The organism is Bacillus sp. S71 (assembly GCF_016625265.1).
GTDB lineage: Bacteria > Bacillota > Bacilli > Bacillales > Bacillaceae_G > Bacillus_A > Bacillus_A cereus.
In genome coordinates this window covers 127,327-146,750 of sequence record NZ_JACVUW010000004.1, presented here as the reverse complement: position 1 = coordinate 146,750, position 19,424 = coordinate 127,327, and the positions used below count along the sequence as shown (strand labels likewise).

The following is a 19,424-nucleotide window of genomic DNA, read 5'->3' as shown; positions in this document are numbered from 1 at the left end:
ACTCATGTCCTAAAAACTCTCTAACGCAACGATCTGTCTAACTCTATAAAATTAGTTCATAATATACGATTTTTCTTACAGAAATATAGCACAGCAAACATTAGCATAATACCAATTACGTAAAAAATTGTTGTTCCGCTCCCACCAGTATTAGGAATTACCCAATTATTCTTCGCATTTTTCACTGTTATTTTTTGTGTCTTTACTGCTTCTGTAATTTCTATTTCTATTGGATCCCTAAGTAACATGTATCCGTTTGGCGCTTTTATTTCTTTTATCGTATATTTTCCAAGTACTAATTGACTGGAAATCACTTTTCCTTTTTCATCCGTTGTTAATCTAGCCACTTCTTTACCCTCTTTATCTAAGACTTGAAATATAGCGCCTTGTAGTTTTAAATTGATATCCTTATCATCAACTTTCTCAATTTCAAATTGTCCAGTCGGGTCTGGCAATTTCTTATTTCCTATTTTAATTTCTATTACTGCATCTTTTTCTACTTTTACAGTTATTTTTTCTTTTAATAATTCGTAACCTTTAGGTGCTTCTACTTCCACTATGGTATAGTTTCCTTTTGGTAAGTCTTTTGATATTACTTCTCCTTCTTCATTTGTCACTAGTTCTCCAACTATTTTTCCTTTTGAATCTTCTATATGAAACTTTGCCCCTGCTAGTTTTTTATTTTTATCACTTATGTCTACTTTCACTAACTTCATTTTTCCCATTGGATCTGGTAATTTCTTATTTCCTATTTTAATTTCTACTACTGCATCTTTTTCTACTTTTACAGTTATTTTTTCTTTTAATAATTCGTAACCTTTAGGTGCTTCTACTTCCACTATGGTATAGTTTCCTTTTGGTAAGTCTTTTGATATCGCTTCTCCTTCTTCATTTGTTACTAGTTCTCCAACTACTTTTTTATTTGAATCTTCTATATGAAACTTTGCCCCTGCTAGTTTTTTATTTTTATCACTTATGTCTACTTTCACAAGCTTCATTTTCCCCATTGGATCTGGCAATTTCTTATTTCCTATTTTAATTTCTACTACTGCATCTTTTTGTATTTTTACAGTTATTTTTTCTTTTAATAATTCGTAACCTTTAGGTGCTTCTACTTCCACTAAGGTATAGTTTCCTTTTGGTAAGTCTTTTGATATCGCTTCTCCTTCTTCATTTGTTACTAGTTCTCCAACTACTTTTTTATTTGAATCTTCTATATGAAACTTTGCTCCGATCAATTTTTTATTAACATTATTACTATCAACCTTTTTTATTTTTATTTTTCCTGTACTAGGCTTGTTCCAATGTTGCCAGTTAAATTTGAAATTGTGAAATTCAAATCCACCAGTTTGTTGTACCGCGCCGACAAATGCTTGTCCATTAATCGAGCCGCCTTTTGTTTCTAATACAGCATTTGGAGCAAACACACTCCCAACGACACCATATCCCTCTGTTGTAATTTTTTTCGCATTTGGAAAAACCCAAATCACTTTCCCGTATAGCTCAGTAAACGGGGAATTAGGAGAATATGGTTGTGATGTAGGAACTATATCTGTAGCCCTTCCAATATTGTTCGTGTCATATAGAATAGATCCATTTTTAAATGTAACCTCTGTTGCATCCGAATACATAACAATAAAATCTATGTCCTTAGCATTTGGTAAAAATACATCTCTTATATCTAAATTAATTTTCCCTGTCAATTCTGATGAAACATAAATATTAGGATTGTTTATATCTTTTCCGATTCCATGACTCATATTTGGAATTGGGGTATTTGTTTTATATTGACCTGCATTTTTACTGACTTGGTTCACTATATTGCGAAATTCATTAAATTTCGCGTCAATTTCTAGTTTTTCTTTATAAACGATACGATCATAAGAGGATTGTATGATGCGATCTGGATCACTCTCTTTTGTCATTACTACTATTCCGTTTTGAATGATAAAAGATTCTTCTCTTGATTTCTTAAATTTTCCAGACAATAACAAGGACGGATATCCCTCATCAACCCATTTTTCACCTACTATATTAGATGTTCCCGCTGCAGCACCTACAATTGTATACCCCGATGCATCCATATCACCTTGAACTGCAATTGCTCCTTCAATGTCGCCACCTATTGCTTTATGGTTACCAAAGACAACAGCATTATAGCGCGATATATCACCTAGACCTTCTAAGTTTGTCGTGGATCCATATACTTCTTTTGGTACATATATGACAAAACTTACACTTAACATTAACAAAACAATAAAATGAATACTTACCAGCTTTAATCGTAGCCTCAATTCCTTTGTTCCCACCTTTACCGTATTTTTTCTATAGTCGCATAAAATGACATATTCACCAATGAGGATTTACTTCATCTTTTCTATACTTTCTTTACTTATCTCTGAATTTCCGGTCCCACTTCCCATTAATGCAGGATAAATAAATACATTCTATCGAGTTAACCTTTTCTTATAAATTACGACTAGAAACACACATAACAATAGGATTGGAACTATTACAGTCCACTTATTAAACATAAATATCTCTGTACTCACTTTTTGTTTTTCTTTCTCGTTTAACTCCACACGCACACCTCGAACTAGCAACCTATTGGTGTTTACTCCATAAGGCGTACACGTAATTAAAGTTGTATAATCTTTATTTTCTACAATTTGTAGATCGTCCGTTTCGTGTGGTAACACTACTTTAATTTGATCTACTTTATAAGCAAGAACTTTGTCTAAAGAATGAATATAAAAAAGATCTCCTTCACTCAACTTATCTAAATCTGTAAATAATTTTGCTGATGGTAAACCACGATGCCCTGTTAAAATAGTGTGCGTATTTTCTCCACCTATCGGGAGCGAAGAAAAATCTAAATGACCTATCCCGCGGCTCAATACTTCCTCAGATGTCCCTTGATAGATTGGCAGTTTTATATTGATTTTCGATATTTCAATATACCCCATTACATCTCCTAAATTTAACGCATCAGCATATGCTTGATGATTACTTTTTTTTTCAGAAAATGGATCAGTAAATGTTTTCGTGGAAGTGTGAACTTGTTTATTATATTCGGCTGCTTCTTTTTCCCTACGTTCGACTTCTTTCTTTTGTAGCGCTTTGATCTTCTTATCGTAAGAGCTAATCTCAGAATAATGTGCACGAGTCGCCAACCAATTACTAATAGTAGGATATAAAAAAACACCTAATCCAAATAAAAAAATACCTCCCAAAACAAGATTTCGTTTCATATTTCCACCTCTGTATATGCTTAAATATCGAAAAGAGGGAAGCATTTTGCTTCTCCCCTTTTCCCATAGTTACATGTTCCTAAAATCTTAATTATTAGCAAACTTTTTTCTAAAGAAAACAAATGCCGCTGTAACCATTAACGTAAGGCCTATTACAGTAAAAAGAGTCGTTCCTATGCCACCCGTTACCGGAAGAACCCATCCACTTTTATTATTTTCAATCGTTAATTTAACCGTTTGATTATTTTCGCTAATCTTTACATCAATGGGATCTTTTAATAATTGATAAGAAGCTTTTGTACCATCTTCTTTTGTATATGTTGGTGCTTTCGTTTCAAAAATTTGATAGTCTCCATATGGAATGTTAGACCATTTAATAACACCATTTTCATCTGATACACCTGTTACTTCTTTTCCTGCTACAACAACTATTTTTCCATTTTTATCTTTAAGTACAAACTCTGCACCTTTTAATTTATTCTTATTAGCACCATCAATTTTTGTTAACTCAATTATTCCAGTTGTCGGAACAACAACTACAGGTTTAGATTCCTTTTCTCCAATTACATCATTTTTATTTGTAAAATCAATTTTTGCTGTATTTAAAATTTCCGAACCAGATGGTACTCCTTCTTTTACTTGAGATTTAATTTGCAAATGAAATTCTTTTTTACCATCTAATTTTGTGAAATCTTTTACTGTAGCTGTTACCTTTTGACCTTCTATAGCTACCTCTACAATGCTTGCATTTACTTCTGCTCCATCAATTTTCACGATTGGCTTTCCTTGAATCACTAAACGATTATCCAAAGTATCTGTTACCACATATTTTTTGTATTCCTTAATGTCTTCTGGAATTAATGTTTTAATATCATAATTATAATTAGTTAACGGATTGATTGGTAACGCTTCCAATTTTCCGTTAATCTTTTTATCAATTGTTGGTTCTTCATAGTTTTTCACTTCTAATTTAACTACTGTACCAGAAGTAATAGTTCCATCTTCATTAATTGTTCCGGAGTTCTTAACAAAAAACTCACGTTTAGTTGGATCTATTACATAGCCTTTCGGAGCTTTTGTTTCTTGGAAATAGTATTCTCCATACACCAATCCTTGCACGCGAATATGACCATTAGCATCTGTTACTAACTCTTTTTTCACTTCTGTACCGTCTTTTTTAAATAAAGAGAATACTGCACCTGCTAATGCTTTTTCATTTACACCAGTTTTTATTAAATCAACTGCACCACGTTTAACCTCATTTTTAGGATACATGTGAACATCATAGTTTAGCACCTTACCCTCTTTATTCGTTAATGGGATATCCACTGTATACGTGTTGGGATTTAGATTAACATGTGGAGGTCCTGCCACTTCTTTCACCTCATAACGTCCTAGCGGAAGATCTTTTAATACAGCTTGTCCGTTATCATCTGTTACTACTTGATTTGGAGTGGCTCCCATTACAGGTTTCACGTCTTCTTTTACGATTTTCCCATCGTTTGAAATTTTTTCAAAAGAAGCAACCCTTTTTACTTCAAACGTTACACCTTTTAATGGTTTCGCATCTTTTGGCACCTCTTGATTTGCAGAACCGTCACCTTCTAGTCCCTGCGCTCCATCTTTTTCTTGTTCATACTTATGAATCGTTAAAGTACCTTTAGATGGTGAATCCGCCTTTACTAATACACTAGACCATGTAGAAAATGTTAAGAAAAATACTAAAAGCACACTAAATATTTTTTTCATTTCTCTTATCCCCTTTACTACTTCTATCATTTTAAAAATCTCTTTATTACTATTACCTTCTTAAAAGCAATAGTGTGCCAAGTATCAGATTTAAACGAATAACATAAAACATAGTCGTCCAACAATCCATTGTTTACAATCACTTATTCACTTTTCTTATCTTCTATTATTACGTTGTCTCTCCACATGATATATGTAATTTTCTCCCCTAAATTACACGTATATCCCTATTTCAAGAATCATTACATTTGTTACATAATAGCTTTCACTGCTAATTTCGACTAGTCACTTACTGTCAATATATTAATTTCTCACTTCCTATCCCTATTTAAAATCCAACCTTAATCATTTTTAATACATATAAGTAATAACCAACAAATAAGTGTGACGATTCATATTTTACGCTACTGTCCAAAACTATTACCTGTATATTCAAATAATATGTGCTATTCATGTTAAATTATGGTATTATTCTTAGAAGTTTATAACTTTTATTTATATTTTTTATTAATAAAGGTTTTCCGTTTCTACTTATGAAAAAAGGAATATATGTTTATTTAACTATTACGCATAACTGTAAGGAGGAAGAATATGACTAAAAAGCTCAGTCTAGTTGAGATAGAGTACATTTGCAATATGTTTTTCCAATCTTTTGAAATTCCAGTTTGTTTTTTAGATTGTAACAAAAATATTCTTTTAGAATTCACATCAAAAAGTGATTCACATTCGTTGTATACATCAAAAATAGAGCAGTTACATGTGCTTTTTCAGAGAAATGATACATATAATTTCCCCATCTTCAGAACTCACGAACATCTAGGGCACTTCATTTTAATTCACATAAAGAGCGATTATATGGTGAACGGTACTGTTATTATTGGGCCCTTGGCACATGTAAATTTTTCTACAAGTAAAACGGATAGTAACCTTAATTTCATTCCAAATTATAAAAGAACAAGAGACCATTATTTTTCATTGTCAGTCAAAGATCAAAATTTCTTTGTAAATATAGCAATATTGTTCTATAACATTCTCTATAAAAAAAATTCAGATGTAAGCACATTTTCAAATAACAGTGACTCACTTCATATAAGTCATAGCAGAATCTTAAACGAAGATGTATATATTTCAATGCAAAAAGACGAATCCATTTATCATAATTTATATATAGAGCAGCAACTACTTGGTTCTATAGAAAACGGGGATAAAGAAACCGTACTCAAATATTATTACGAATTCCAACAAGAGACTCTTTCATCTTTATCTTCATTCCATCAATTAAGACGTCATAAAAACATTTGTATTTCATCCATCACGCTCGCTACTAGATATGCGATAAAAGGGGGACTTCCATCTGGGATTGCTTACAAAATTTATGATTTACATATTCAAAGAACAGAAGATTTAAAAGACAAAGAATCTGTTTGGGATTTATTAAAAAATGCTTTTTGTACCTTTGCAGACCGTGTAAAGGCACAAAAAACACAGCAACATTCACAGACTATTGCTATCTGCAAAAACTATATTTTTAAAAATATTTACAATCCAATATCTGTTAAACAACTTGCTAAATTTGCAAATGTGAATTCAGATTATTTATCTATATTATTTAAAAAAGAAGTCGGTATTTCATTAATTGAGTACATTCAACGTGAACGAATCGAAGAAGCAAAGAAATTATTAACTTTCACCACCTATCCCTTATCAGACATATGCGCTTCGCTTAATTTTAGCGATCAAAGTTATTTCACTAAAATTTTTAAAAAATTCACCAATGAAACACCTGGTAAATATCGAAAATCTCATGTTGTCATTTAGAGTGACACTTCCATTAAAACAAAGTGTTTTCAGTAACTTATCAATGGCAAATTAGAAGTACTCCTATATTCATGAGCTATAGGATTTATGCTATTTTCAAATCAAAAAACACGTTACTATTCTTTTATTTTAATGAGAATAGTAACGTGTTTTATATGTAATATAGTTCTGTAGACAGAATAGTATCCAACTGCAAATTTTTATAAAAGCCAAATGTACCGCTTAACTATTAAAATCTTAATAAGTAAAAAATCCATATTTCATTTTATGTACTTTCTACTTTATTTCTTTTGAATACTCAACTCTTTTCTTCAAACGAATAATCCCTACTATTATTTTTGTACCTTTCTAAATTTGCGAATCAAAGTGAGTACTGTACCTGCAATAATCATCAATATGCCGATTGCTGCACTGTTAGTTGTACTTACACCCGTCTTTGGCAGCTCCTTATATGTATATTCTTTTTTATCGGTATTACTGTTATTTGAGATATTATTGTTATTTGTCTTATTAGCAAGACCATTAGGTTTGCTAGTTTCTTTATCTTTCACTAATACTTTTTGTATTGTATTTACCTCATTACCCACGGAATCTCTTACACTATATATTATTTCATAAGTACCAGCTTTAGTTGTATCTATAGTTCCTTCATACGCTACTTTAGAAGTAAGGTCACCGTCTTCTTTGTCAGTAGCTGATACTCCTACCAACGGATCAAATTGATCCCCCTCAGTAATTGAAGTTGTAGCAGGTACTTTTAGTATTGGTTTATCATTTTTAACTTCTTCTCTAACTTTGACCGTTACAGTTTGCTTCGCCGTTACTTCATGACCTTTAGAATCTGTAACCGTGTACGTTAATATGTAAGTACCGGCTTTAGATGTATCTACTTCACCATCAACTTTGATTTTAGAAGTGAGATTACCGTCTTCTTTATCGATAGCTAATACTTCTGCCATTGGAACAAATGAATCTCCTACATAAATTGTCGCTCTAACTGGCACTGTTAATTCAGGTTCTAAATCTGATGTTTCTCCATTTTTCTCTACAATTACAGTCTGTGTTGCCGTTGCATTCCGCCCTTGAGAATCAACAACCATGTATTCCATAATGTATGTACCTGATTTTGAAGTATCTACATCGCCTTTATGCTTTACTTTATTTGTTAAATCACCATCTTCTTTATCAACAGCTTTTACATTTCTCATTGGATCAAACGTATCTCCTACACGTAGTGTAATGGTAATCGGTACAGTTAACTCTGGAGCTTGGTTTTCTACTGCTTTTTCATTTTCTTTCACTGTTCCTGTAATTTTTGCCGCATCAAAAGCATTTTGGATTGCTTGAACTTCAATTGAGTTCGTTCCATATTTATTAGTTGCAACTGTAAGGCATGCCAATCTCAATTCAGAGAAATCAGAAGTCATGTTTAATTCATCAGTATTTGCATAATAGAAAATATCAAACATTTTATCTTCACCAATACCATTTACATTTACACCGTTATGAGTACCACCTTGTGCAATTAAATACGCAACTTTATTAATAATACTTGAGTTAAAATGAACGCCTCCATAATCCTCTCCATTTAAATCATTATATTTACTATAATCATCAGGATACGGTAGTCCTTCTGAAAAATTAATTGCAGTTGGATTTTTCATATTACGAAAAGTCGATCCAGTTTGTTCTCCTATTGTCCAGTTAAATTCCCCATTATTTATGTATTTCTCTATAGCCGTTCCCATAATATCAGATAATGCCTCGTTAATCGCCCCAGATTCTCCTGAAAATTCAAGGTTAGATTCGCTTGATGTAACTGCATGTGTAAATTCATGACCCGCTATATCGAATGCTTTTACCATAGGATCTCCATATAAAAGCATACTAATGTTATTAATATTAGTACTAAATGCATTCTCCCAATTTTCAGGATCATTTGTTCCTCCAGAATCCCATGCATGTACAACTGAAACTACTTTTTTTCCTTTATTATCAAAACTATTACGCTTATATTTTTCTTTATAAAAATCGTATACCTTTGTTGCTAAGAAATGAGCGCTTACCGCCTTTGGATCATTAAATGTTGTTGAAACGCTAGTTGCTAGTATACCAGGATAATAACTTTCTTCATTTGTAATATCTCTATAATTTACATCATATGTCTCAATTCCTTGTCCTCTTGTATAATCAGCAAGCGCATAATTCCCATTAGTCTGTTTAGAAATACCAAATGTACGAGTTACGCCTAAATCATCGTTTCCTGTTCCAGTTAATGATGTGAAATTGTTAGTTTTATTTTCCTTAACAAATTCAACATACTCTTCACTTATTTTCAAACTTGATTCTTGTACCATATCTTTTAACATATCACCATTATGAGCATTCACTAAATAAGTTCCAGATACATAATTTGGTGTTGTAGCAGCAAATGTAACTTGATATGCGTTGCTAGCCTGCCCATGATTTTCATCAACAAAAATAACTGCCTTAACTTCTGGCTCTGAAATAAATTTAGTATCGTTTCCGTACTTTTTATAAATATATTGTTTTGCTTCTTCTTTTGATAAATTAATAGGTTTCTTTAAATCTTCTTGTGTTAAATTTTGTGCGCTAGCTCCTGAAATGCTTTTAATAATACCTTTTTTATCTACGTGAGCAGTCAACTGGTGGCCATATACTTCTTTTCCTTCATAAATTTGTTGCATGCGCACAAGTGTAGTTCCATCATAAGAACCACGTTTTTGAAGAACCTTGTAATCTACTCCTGTTTCTGCACTAACTTGTTTTGGAGACAAAGCATGCTCCGTATTTTCCTTAAGTGCATCTTTCACTACATTCTCTGGTGCCTTTTTTGATGGTTGTGTAAGATCACCTGTACGGAACGAATCCTCTTGAATTTCAACTTGCATTTGACCAGGTTCCTCTGCATGACCTACTCCATATGGTGTTACACTTGTTATAACGAATCCTGTTGTTAATGCAACTATAGCTATTTCTTTTTTATTTCCCATGATATTTACCTCGTATAAATTTCTATTATTTATATGAAACTGCTAAAATGTATACAATCTATTCCTAACATAAAAAGATGACTTTTGTAATCTACAAAAGCCACCTCTTCAATATGTAATATCCCTAAAATGTTTTTAATACATAATTTCTATACAAAAAGAAAAAAGCATTCATTAACGAGCATTTTGCAATACTTTTATTAGGTCATTTATATTTTCAACTTTCTGCTGAAACTGATCAAGTCTGCTATGTAGCGATGAAGGATTTTTATCTTCAGTTGAAATAACTTGTTTTAATTCGTTTTCTAATTTATCATACATATCAAAGAAATTATCAAATTCTACACTTACAAGCTCTTCATTTTCGCGATAGAATCTTTTTGCTTCTATATAAGTCATATATGATTTATTTAAAAATCCTAATGAAATTAAATATTTAGAAGTGTTTTCTTGATAAATAGCAATATCACATGCCATTTTAATATCAGAATAAGTCTTTTGAACGAGACAATGCAATTCAAAAATCTTAAACTTTAATCCATTATTCATTTCATCCCCTCCCATCGTATCTATTCTACATAAAATTAGAATATTATACAAAGAAAATTATTAGCATGAAATTGATAATTAAAAAAATAACTTAAGGATAAACAAAATCCTTCGCATTATAAATTATAGTTACGGAGCATTTACCAACATAAAAGCAAAATAAAAAGCGAAAAGAATAAATCTTTCCGCTCTTAGAGTAATAAATACATTTCATATTGTGCTAAAGAATTCTTTTCAAATCTACATTTCTTTAAAAAACCCTCCAGTAAATTACTGTTAGGAAACCCAATTGATAAACTTGATAAATGTAATTCTTCTCTTGCTACTTGTAATAATTTCATCCCAACACCAATATTTCTATAATCTTTGTCTACGAAAATAAAACTAATTTTACCTTGTTCATTTACACATAGAGAGCCTTTTAAGTCATTAGTGACATATGCACCATAAAATACATTATTTGTTTGTTCGATATAATCAACATCATTTTGCCAATTTATATGGAAGTTTAACCATTTCTGAATTTCATCTTTAAAAGTTGGAAATTCTAATTGTTTTACTTCAATATCCTTACAATCTTTGTTCATTATTTTAGTCAAATCATTTAAATTATAATAAGAAAGATCGTACACTTTTTCATAGCCCAACTTATTATAAAAATGAATCGCTCGGTCGTTTCCTACAATGACTTCGAGAAAAAGTTGCTTACATCCATGTTGAATCGCCTCTTCTTTATGCAGTTCAAATAATTTTTGACTCACACCAATACCGCGGTAATTAGGATGAACCGCTAATGTTCCACAGCGCATAGTCTTTATACTTTCATAATCCTTTATACCACCTAATATTACGCCAACTGATTTGTCACCGTCTAAAGCAAGAAAAGAATGTTCTAGCAAATTACCTTCTGGTCCCAAAAAACGGTGTATAAAATCACCTTTTGAAACTTCCATCTTAATAATATAATCGGAAAATCCATCTTTAAAAGCTTCATATACTAAATCAATATTTACTTCACTACATCTTTTATATTGAATCATATAAAATTGCCCTCCAATTGCTTGTATTAACGTCAACATGTACCCATATAATATATTCCATCTATTATAAATTTCAGCTCTTAATTTGAAATGAACGGACATTTCCCTACATATAACTTACTATTAATTTGTTTTATAACAAACTATCTATTATTTACTACATTAATCTCATAAATACGCAAAAAAGCAATTAAATGCTCACATGCTCTTTCGCATGCTAGCATTTTAAAGATTTTTTGTTCTTCTTTCGTTTTATCATTTGCTTGATCTGAAGCAGCTTTTAAACATAGAAATGGTTTTTTATTTATTTGGCATACATAGGCGAAAGCTGCTACTTCTTGATCAACTGCCAATGCTCCATATACGGTATGGAGTAAATATCTCATTTCTGAACTACGAATACGTTGATCTCCGGATAAAAATGTACCGAAATGTATTGGATCATATGATCGTATTTTTTTTATTCTTCTTACAAGTGATTTTGTTGTTTCAATAGGTGCTGTTCTACCGTTATATAAATTAAAAGCATCTTCCCCTGAGCCAGCTGCAGTAACATCGTGTTGTATTGCGTTTAGTGCCACTACAATATGACCGTTTTTCACCTTGTTTGATAAACTTCCGCATATTCCTGTCATAAACAACTCATCTGGCTGAAACTCACTAATTAACAATTGTACACAACTAGCGCAGCTTACTTTACCGACACCAGTAACAACTGATATAATTTCCAGCTCATTAATAGTATGAAAATGAAATTCCCAAGCTGCTCTTTTTTCAACACGTTCACTCGGATAATGTTGATGCAAATACGTCAGTTCTGGTTCCCATGCAGATACAATTGCAATACGTTTCATTACACGCTTCACTTCCCCTATTGTCATTTAAATAAGTTATCTATACTTTCTCGTTCATAATCTGGAATCCATTCTTTGTATTTCTTATATAAATCTCGTATTATTTCTTTATTCTTCGCAATTACTTCACATCCTCTATCATCATACATAAACATGACAATATCTTTCGTTTCATTTATGAGAAATACATCTGGATAAGAAATTTCTTTTTTTCGTCCAAATCGAGGATACAGAGCAGAGAAATCCTCGTGATTAGCAGCTTGTATAAGCAATTCATACTTAATATCTTCCGCAAGACATTTTAAAGAAAAATGATATGTACAATATAAAGTGAAACTTTAATCAGTGGGGGGCTTACTGCCCGGCAAATAGCGGGATAAATCTGCTTCTTCATCTTCAAATAGAAACGGTAATGTTTCTTGTCTTATATGAAATCTTAAATCTCTTTTCTTAATATATTTATTGTATACATTTATTTTCTGTGGAGTTTTTATGTTTTCCTTTTTAAATCTATAAACATTTGTCACTACAAATACTACAACTTCTTTTGAAAATATGTCTTCAAATAAGAATTTATTATATGTATATAGTTGAGAAAAGTATTCCATATTTAAATCGTCGGTTCCTTCTACAATTTGATTTTTATCTTTTCCGAAATCAAAATGTAAATGATTTTCCCACTGAGATAATAAGTAGGGTCCTAATGTAACTCCTGGAAATGCTTGATTCATATATTCTTTTAATTGCATTTCCTTGTCCTTTCTACTGTACAATTCTTTTTAAATCCCAATATGCTTCTTCTAGCCACGGGTGTATAACTTTCAATGTATCTTTCCTTTCCCACAAATATGAAATATATACAAAAGCTGCTTTTTCCAAAGATTTTTCCAATCCTTTTTTTATTTCTATTAAATATGGTGGTGTCCCCTTTTGATCCCATTCTATTTTATCTGCAACAAATAATACTAAATCCATTTTCGTTGCATGTTTACGCAACGTTGTATGGCAACAAATTGCATTTAAAATTTCTTCATCTTCTATTTTAAATATTTCTTTTGCGATTACTCTCGATAATTTTTGATGAATAATCATAGGAAACTTTCTTTCTGCTTCCACTATCTCTACCCCAAACTCTTCAGCAACTGCAATCCGCTCCTCGTTCGGAAAAATGCCACTAATATCATGTAAATATCCTGCAATTGCTGCTTTTTCTTTATCTACGTGAAACTTTTCTGCAATCTTTTTTGCCTCATTTGCCACACGAATTGAATGTTTATATGTAAACTCTTTATTATATTTTAGTAGAAAGGCTTTAATATCATTTTCCATTTTTCCAGTTGGAGTAAATGAATATATATCATTATATAACATAGAAAATCCCCCTTATAACTAACTTACATTATAATGTAGAATCTAAATATCCTTTTTATTTTATATTCGATATTAATCTTTTTACTCCTTTTTAATACGTTACATGAAATTTTATACAGAATCATCGCTACAAGTACATAAATGTTTGATATTATAGTAATGTTGATGATTTGCAAGGAAAGGAACTACACAATGAATAAAAATATATTAATTATTGATGATGATAAAGAAATTGTTGAATTACTTGCTGTTTATTTGCGAAATGAAGGCTATAACATTTATAAAGCTTATGATGGCGATGAAGCATTGCAAAAGGTTTCTACATATGAAGTTGACCTTATGATTTTGGATATTATGATGCCAAAACGAAACGGATTAGAAGTTTGTCAGGAAGTACGTGAAAATAATACTGTACCAATTCTAATGCTTAGTGCAAAAGCAGAAGATATGGATAAAATATTAGGCCTTATGACAGGTGCCGATGATTATATGATCAAACCATTCAATCCATTAGAATTAGTAGCTAGAGTGAAAGCTTTATTACGAAGATCCTCTTTCCAAAATGCTACTTCGCAAAAGAATGAAGATGGTATTATTCGTATTCGCTCTGTTGAAATACACAAACATAATCATACAGTTAAAGTAAATGGAGAGTATATTAAACTAACCTCTATTGAATTCGATATTTTATATTTACTTGCGAGTAATACAGGAAGAGTATTTAGTTCAGAAGAAATTTTCGAACGCGTTTGGAATGAAGATGGTTATGGTTCAAATAAGACGGTAATGGTCCATATTAGCAACTTACGAGATAAACTTGAAACAGTAATAAATGGAGAAAAATTTATTCATACTGTTTGGGGAGTTGGCTATAAAATTGAGAAATGAAGCATTTGATATATTAAAAGATATTCCTAAATGGAAACTTATTTTTTGGCTTTTATTAGCTATCACACTCACTCCTATTACTGAACTAATTATTTATCGCCTCGTTACGAGTGTAATTGAGAGTTCACTTACTCTAACGGAACTCGGTAAAGAATTCATTCGAATTTTTGGTTATGAAAAGTATAAAGGGATTAAAGAGTCTTTATGGATGATGATTGTATCTTATTTGTTTTTATTTTCTATTTTTTCATCCTATCTTTACATTTTTTATCGTCACGAGAAAAAACTTTATTATGAAACTTGTATAAAAAAAATGATAGAAGAAATTCGTTATATTGCAAATGGAAACTTCAATCATAAAGTTTCTATTGTAAATCATAATTATCTAGAAGAATTAGCAATCGGGGTCAATGGAATTGTTGAACAATTAAAAGTCTCAATTGATGAAGAAAGACAAGCGGAACAAGCAAAAAGTGAACTTATTACAAATGTATCACATGACTTACGCACCCCCCTTACTTCTATAGTTGGATACGTAAATTTAATCCATCATGATAATTATAGAGATGAAGTGGAATTGCGATACTATATTCAAGTCATTTACGATAAAGTAACTCGTCTTAATGCATTAATGAATGACTTGTTCGAATATACACGTGTTCAAAATAAAGAATTAAGCTTGTATTCTGTTCCTATTGATATTGTAGAGTTACTTGGACAATTAACTGTTCAATTCCGCATACAGGTTCAAGAAGCTAATATAGAATGTCGGCCTTCTTTCCCGCCTCAAAAACTTATGGTATTAGCTGATGGTGACAAATTAGTGCGTGTGTTTGAAAATCTTATTATAAACGCTATCGCTTATGGAAGCGAAGGTCGCTATATTGACCTTACTGCTTATGAAAGCAATAATATGATTACAATTGATATAACAAATTACGGACAACCTATTCCTAGTACGGATTTACCTCATATTTTTGAACGTTTTTACCGCGTTGAGAAATCTCGCTCTACAAACACTGGTGGATCTGGACTTGGATTAGCAATTGCAAAAAGTATAGTCGAGTTGCATAAAGGAACAATTGAAGTATATAGTGATGACGAAAAAACAACATTCACTGTAAAACTACTTCCATACAAATGTTAATATTACAAACAAAAAGTTCAATTTCTTATCATATAAGAAATTGAACTTTTTCTATTATTTCCCTAAATTTAATAATCCTTTATAATTCTTTAGAAATTCTTTACCTTTTCTTTCTTCCTAATTAAGCATTCCTTTTTACAATACTATTATTGATGTCATAATAGGAGGATCACTTATGCAATTCTTAAAAAAATTCGCTATTTTATTATTATCTTTTTTCATTACTGCACTTATCGTTTTATATTTTTATCTTTATGTAAATGGTCCGATTATTCAAGCTAAATCAGCTATTTTAATAAATGCTAATTCAGGTGAAATTGTTTATAAAAAAAATGAAGAAACCCCAGTACAATCAGCTACTTTATCTAAATTAATGACGGAATATATCGTATTGGAACAACTAAATGATAGAAAAATACAATTAGATGACTTCGTACAAATAAGTAACGAAGTTTTCCGAGTAGAAACAAGCCCTATACAAGTAACATCGAATGATAAAACAACGGTTCGTGATTTACTTCATGCATTGCTACTGGCAGGGAATAATCGTTCTGCACTCGCTCTAGCAGAACACATTGCTGGAACTGAAGATAACTTTACAATATTAATGAATAAAAAAGCAAAAGAACTACAGTTATTACAACCATCTCCATTTCTAAACTCTACTGGAATTAATCATGATACAAATAAACAATCAACTACAACAGCAATAGACGCAGCTAAACTAGCTGCACGATTAGTAAAAGATTTTCCAGATGTATTGAATATTACGAAACTAACCTCTTACCAATTTACCTTCAAAGATTCCCAGGTTTTCAATACGAATAAAATGATATATTCCCTTAATGAAAACATTAAACTTCAAGGTGTTGATGGCTTACAAACTAGTTTTTCAACTAACGGTAATTATAGTTTTGTCAGTACAGCAAAACTAGGAGATACTAGACTAATTTCAGTAATATTAGATGCAGATGAAGAAAACATCTCATTTATTGAAACAAAAAAGTTGCTACAGTATGGTTTTGATCCTTCCTCGTACTCTGCACTCCAAGCTTTTAAAGACACCCTTACATCTTGGACAATATTGCTTCAGTTTAAAAACTTAATTATACAAACTATAATGATTTTCTTAATCATTACCACCTTAATGTTTTTACATATACGTCAGAAAAAATCCGAGGATTTCAATTAAGAAATCTTCTTATATATAAAAACCGACTTGCGCTTGAGATGCAAGTCGGTTTTTAATTCTATCATCCTCGTCCAATCAAATTTGCTGAAACTGGTTGCAAGTTTAACTCCCTCGCCCATATAGATAGCTGACCAATATGATGGATTTCATGTACGATTACATGTCTTAAAACTTCACCATATGTATATGTTTTATCTGTCCACGAAGCCTTTAATATCTTATATTCTAGACTAGATGACCACAACTGTAAAAAAGCTTTTAATTCTCGTTTATATAAATCAGATAACGCTTGCACTTTTTGAATCGATTGATAATCTTTAAATTGCGGTTCTCTATCTTCTTCTCCTTGAAGAGCACTAATCCAACTATACTCTACATCTACAATATGAAATAATGTTTCTAAAATACCCCCAACACCACCAACACGTTTGCAAAGTAACTCTTCCTCTGAAAGTTGTTCACACCACTTAAACCAATCATCTCTAACTTGCCAATTATATTGAAATAAAGTGTACACATTTATCTCTCCCTTAATTCAATTATCTACCTAACAGCATCTGTTATACATTTAACCATTGACAATCACTTCTCTTCGACCAAGTTCCTCTACAGCGTGATTAATTATTTCACTTACAGATAAAGAACCATCCAATACGATATCTGAATTCGGCTTAACAGTATGAATTGCCTCTAAATAAGCTTTTCTCGCATATGTCATGTAATGTTCCAAATCATTATGTATTTCATCTATTGTACCTTTCTTAAAATCTCGCAAAATCCTTCTAGCCATCGCAATATCTAAAGGCGTATCAATAAATATAGTTACATCAATGAATTTTCGCATCTCACTATTTAAGTATGCAAAAGGATAATCTACAATAATATAGTCTAATGTATTATTTTGTATAAGTTGCTCAATATCATGAATTAATGGTGTTAATACCCACTCGTTGTAATTCGCCCCATCATCAATCCATTTACAAATATCAGCAGGAGAGTTATCAAATGTATAACTATCAAAATATAGAGCTTTTGAGTTTTTAAACTTATGCTTTAATCTTTCTGTAATTGTAGTTTTACCTCCCCCCGAAACAGCTGCAATTGAAATTATTTTTGTTTTATTATCCACTATACCCACCAAGCCCCTTTGTTAACATAATATAATTATAAATTACTATCGTTGCTACTTCTTCCATTCATATTCTAACATACTCATTTCCCATAAATTCCAATACGTTTCTCCTACTCTTTTTGACTCTCTTAATAAGCCTTCTTTTACAAACCCTATTTTTTCGTAACATGAAATGGCCGATGTATTAAAATCATACACACCAAGAGTTACTCTATGTAGTTTTAATTCGTCAAAAGCAATATGAAGTACTGCTTTCATCATATGCTTTCCTATAGAACGTCCTCTCATCTTCGTATTACCAACTAATACTTTTCCAATTCTAGCGGACTTATTAATATTATCTATTTGCCCAAGCGAAATATGACCAATAACGTCTGAAGTCTCTTCATCTACCACTTTGAAAGCGAGTGTATTTGCACTTTCTATATACTTCTCTAATTGCTGTTCGTCTAAAGGGAATGTGAATGCATTTCCTGACCATTGTATTAGAAATTCTTCGGAATTAATCCAATTTATTAATTGTTTAAAATCAGATTTTTTAAAGGTTTTTAGTTTAATCACTTCCATGCTCCTTTCGTACATCATACTTTATAACCTCAAACTTATTTCTATATAAAGAATATATTCTCCTTTTATATGAAATTAAAATAAAGCCATTCATGTGAATGGCTTTACAAAAAAGCAGCATAATTATGCTTTGTTTGCTACATCAATACCATTAAAATCAAAGTCAGCAGTAACCGTTGTAACAGGTGGGAAAATTGCTTCAATTTTACAAATAGAAATAATTACTCCAACCGATCCAGGAATAGCCGCAAGCCTAACTACATCACAACTTACAGACGAAACAGTACCTACATAAGTACGTCCCTCTGTATTAATTTGAACTGTTCGATTAATTAATTTCTTAAGTTCATCTCTAATTCCTTGTACACAAGAATTATCACATTTCTCATGCTGTTCTTTTTTACACTCTTCGAATACTTCCCAACAATCATCTTGTTTACATGTACACTTCTTTTTACAATTATTAAATCGAGAACCCAATACCTCACCCCCTAATCCTTTCTATTAGTAAAGTATGTCCACTAGCTTAAAAGGGTACGAGGCAAACACATAAAAAGAAAAAAACAAACAATTGTACCAAACTTTCTTTTCATTATAAAAACAGACTTCTCCTAATTAAAAGCTTTTTAATGAGCGGCCGTGAATTTAATCCTACTCCATTTAATGTTTAGACACCACTTTCTAAAACAAACCTTTTTTCTTTTAAATAAGATACCCCTTAAAAACACACTAGATTTCCCATTAACTCACATATACATAGACTTTATTTATGGATTCCCCATTTTTCATTGTGAAATATACATTTAAAAAGCGTACTCGAAAATAAGATATTATTTGTAATCAGAACATTTT

The 19,424-nt window shown here is 31.3% G+C and carries 16 protein-coding genes and 1 pseudogene; 4 read left to right on the top strand and 13 right to left on the bottom strand.

Annotation, left to right across the window (positions count from 1 at the left end; translation table 11 throughout):
• Window positions 1–56: 56 nt before the first annotated feature.
• The 3 genes from IBT51_RS10915 to IBT51_RS10905 form a co-directional block, all read right to left on the bottom strand.
• Window positions 57–2,294, bottom strand: a complete 2,238-nt coding sequence (locus IBT51_RS10915; RefSeq protein ID WP_200458332.1) for an MSCRAMM family protein — start codon at window positions 2,292–2,294, stop codon at window positions 57–59.
• A gap of 153 nt (window positions 2,295–2,447) precedes the next feature.
• Window positions 2,448–3,251: a class C sortase gene (locus tag IBT51_RS10910; protein ID WP_078385459.1), complete on the bottom strand. Its 804-nt coding sequence runs from the start codon at window positions 3,249–3,251 to the stop codon at window positions 2,448–2,450.
• A gap of 87 nt (window positions 3,252–3,338) precedes the next feature.
• Window positions 3,339–5,000 (bottom strand): LPXTG cell wall anchor domain-containing protein, encoded by a 1,662-nt coding sequence (locus tag IBT51_RS10905; RefSeq protein ID WP_090976738.1) that lies wholly within the window; start codon window positions 4,998–5,000, stop codon window positions 3,339–3,341.
• A 591-nt stretch (window positions 5,001–5,591) separates the two neighbouring features.
• Here IBT51_RS10905 and IBT51_RS10900 point away from each other — a divergent pair.
• Window positions 5,592–6,818 carry a helix-turn-helix domain-containing protein gene (locus tag IBT51_RS10900; protein ID WP_200458333.1) on the top strand — a complete coding sequence of 409 codons (1,227 nt, stop codon included), beginning with the start codon at window positions 5,592–5,594 and terminating at the stop codon, window positions 6,816–6,818.
• A gap of 332 nt (window positions 6,819–7,150) precedes the next feature.
• Here the strand turns inward: IBT51_RS10900 and IBT51_RS10895 are convergent, their stop codons facing one another.
• The 6 genes and pseudogenes from IBT51_RS10895 to yqeK form a co-directional block, all read right to left on the bottom strand.
• A complete protein-coding gene (locus tag IBT51_RS10895; protein ID WP_200458334.1) occupies window positions 7,151–9,832 on the bottom strand; it encodes a M4 family metallopeptidase in 2,682 nt (893 codons plus the stop codon).
• Between the two features lie 174 nt (window positions 9,833–10,006).
• Window positions 10,007–10,381, bottom strand: coding sequence for a hypothetical protein (locus IBT51_RS10890; RefSeq protein WP_001059026.1), 375 nt, complete (start codon window positions 10,379–10,381; stop codon window positions 10,007–10,009).
• A 191-nt stretch (window positions 10,382–10,572) separates the two neighbouring features.
• The gene (locus IBT51_RS10885; protein WP_069355614.1) at window positions 10,573–11,421 is read right to left on the bottom strand and encodes a GNAT family N-acetyltransferase; all 849 of its coding nucleotides are present in this window, start codon (window positions 11,419–11,421) and stop codon (window positions 10,573–10,575) included.
• Between the two features lie 143 nt (window positions 11,422–11,564).
• The gene (gene mtnN / locus IBT51_RS10880; protein ID WP_053564445.1) at window positions 11,565–12,302 is read right to left on the bottom strand and encodes a 5'-methylthioadenosine/S-adenosylhomocysteine nucleosidase; all 738 of its coding nucleotides are present in this window, start codon (window positions 12,300–12,302) and stop codon (window positions 11,565–11,567) included.
• Window positions 12,299–13,024: pseudogene (locus tag IBT51_RS10875) on the bottom strand (DUF3885 domain-containing protein). Before IBT51_RS10875 ends, mtnN begins: the two are co-directional and overlap by 4 nt.
• A 13-nt stretch (window positions 13,025–13,037) precedes the next feature.
• Window positions 13,038–13,646, bottom strand: coding sequence for a bis(5'-nucleosyl)-tetraphosphatase (symmetrical) YqeK (gene yqeK, locus IBT51_RS10870; protein ID WP_200458335.1), 609 nt, complete (start codon window positions 13,644–13,646; stop codon window positions 13,038–13,040).
• A 192-nt stretch (window positions 13,647–13,838) separates the two neighbouring features.
• Between yqeK and IBT51_RS10865 the strand changes: the two genes are divergently transcribed.
• The 3 genes from IBT51_RS10865 to IBT51_RS10855 all read left to right on the top strand — a co-directional run bounded on the left by IBT51_RS10865 (window position 13,839) and on the right by IBT51_RS10855 (window position 16,873).
• A complete protein-coding gene (locus IBT51_RS10865) occupies window positions 13,839–14,534 on the top strand; it encodes a response regulator transcription factor (RefSeq protein WP_001038807.1) in 696 nt (231 codons plus the stop codon).
• Entirely contained in the window at window positions 14,524–15,681 is a 1,158-nt protein-coding gene (locus IBT51_RS10860; RefSeq protein WP_200458336.1) for a sensor histidine kinase, read from the top strand. The genes IBT51_RS10865 and IBT51_RS10860 overlap by 11 nt, the downstream gene beginning before the upstream one ends.
• A gap of 175 nt (window positions 15,682–15,856) precedes the next feature.
• Window positions 15,857–16,873 carry a D-alanyl-D-alanine carboxypeptidase family protein gene (locus IBT51_RS10855; RefSeq protein ID WP_063547342.1) on the top strand — a complete coding sequence of 339 codons (1,017 nt, stop codon included), beginning with the start codon at window positions 15,857–15,859 and terminating at the stop codon, window positions 16,871–16,873.
• A gap of 61 nt (window positions 16,874–16,934) precedes the next feature.
• Here IBT51_RS10855 and IBT51_RS10850 read toward each other — a convergent pair whose 3' ends face one another.
• The 4 genes from IBT51_RS10850 to IBT51_RS10835 all read right to left on the bottom strand — a co-directional run bounded on the left by IBT51_RS10850 (window position 16,935) and on the right by IBT51_RS10835 (window position 19,052).
• Window positions 16,935–17,390: a DinB family protein gene (locus IBT51_RS10850; RefSeq protein WP_200458337.1), complete on the bottom strand. Its 456-nt coding sequence runs from the start codon at window positions 17,388–17,390 to the stop codon at window positions 16,935–16,937.
• A gap of 51 nt (window positions 17,391–17,441) precedes the next feature.
• Complete coding sequence (locus tag IBT51_RS10845) at window positions 17,442–18,002, bottom strand: nucleoside/nucleotide kinase family protein (RefSeq protein ID WP_200458338.1); 561 nt, start codon at window positions 18,000–18,002, stop codon at window positions 17,442–17,444.
• Between the two features lie 54 nt (window positions 18,003–18,056).
• Entirely contained in the window at window positions 18,057–18,590 is a 534-nt protein-coding gene (locus tag IBT51_RS10840; RefSeq protein WP_069355612.1) for a GNAT family N-acetyltransferase, read from the bottom strand.
• 105 nt (window positions 18,591–18,695) lie between these two features.
• A complete protein-coding gene (locus IBT51_RS10835) occupies window positions 18,696–19,052 on the bottom strand; it encodes a hypothetical protein (protein ID WP_000535577.1) in 357 nt (118 codons plus the stop codon).
• Between the last annotated feature and the right edge of the window lie 372 nt (window positions 19,053–19,424).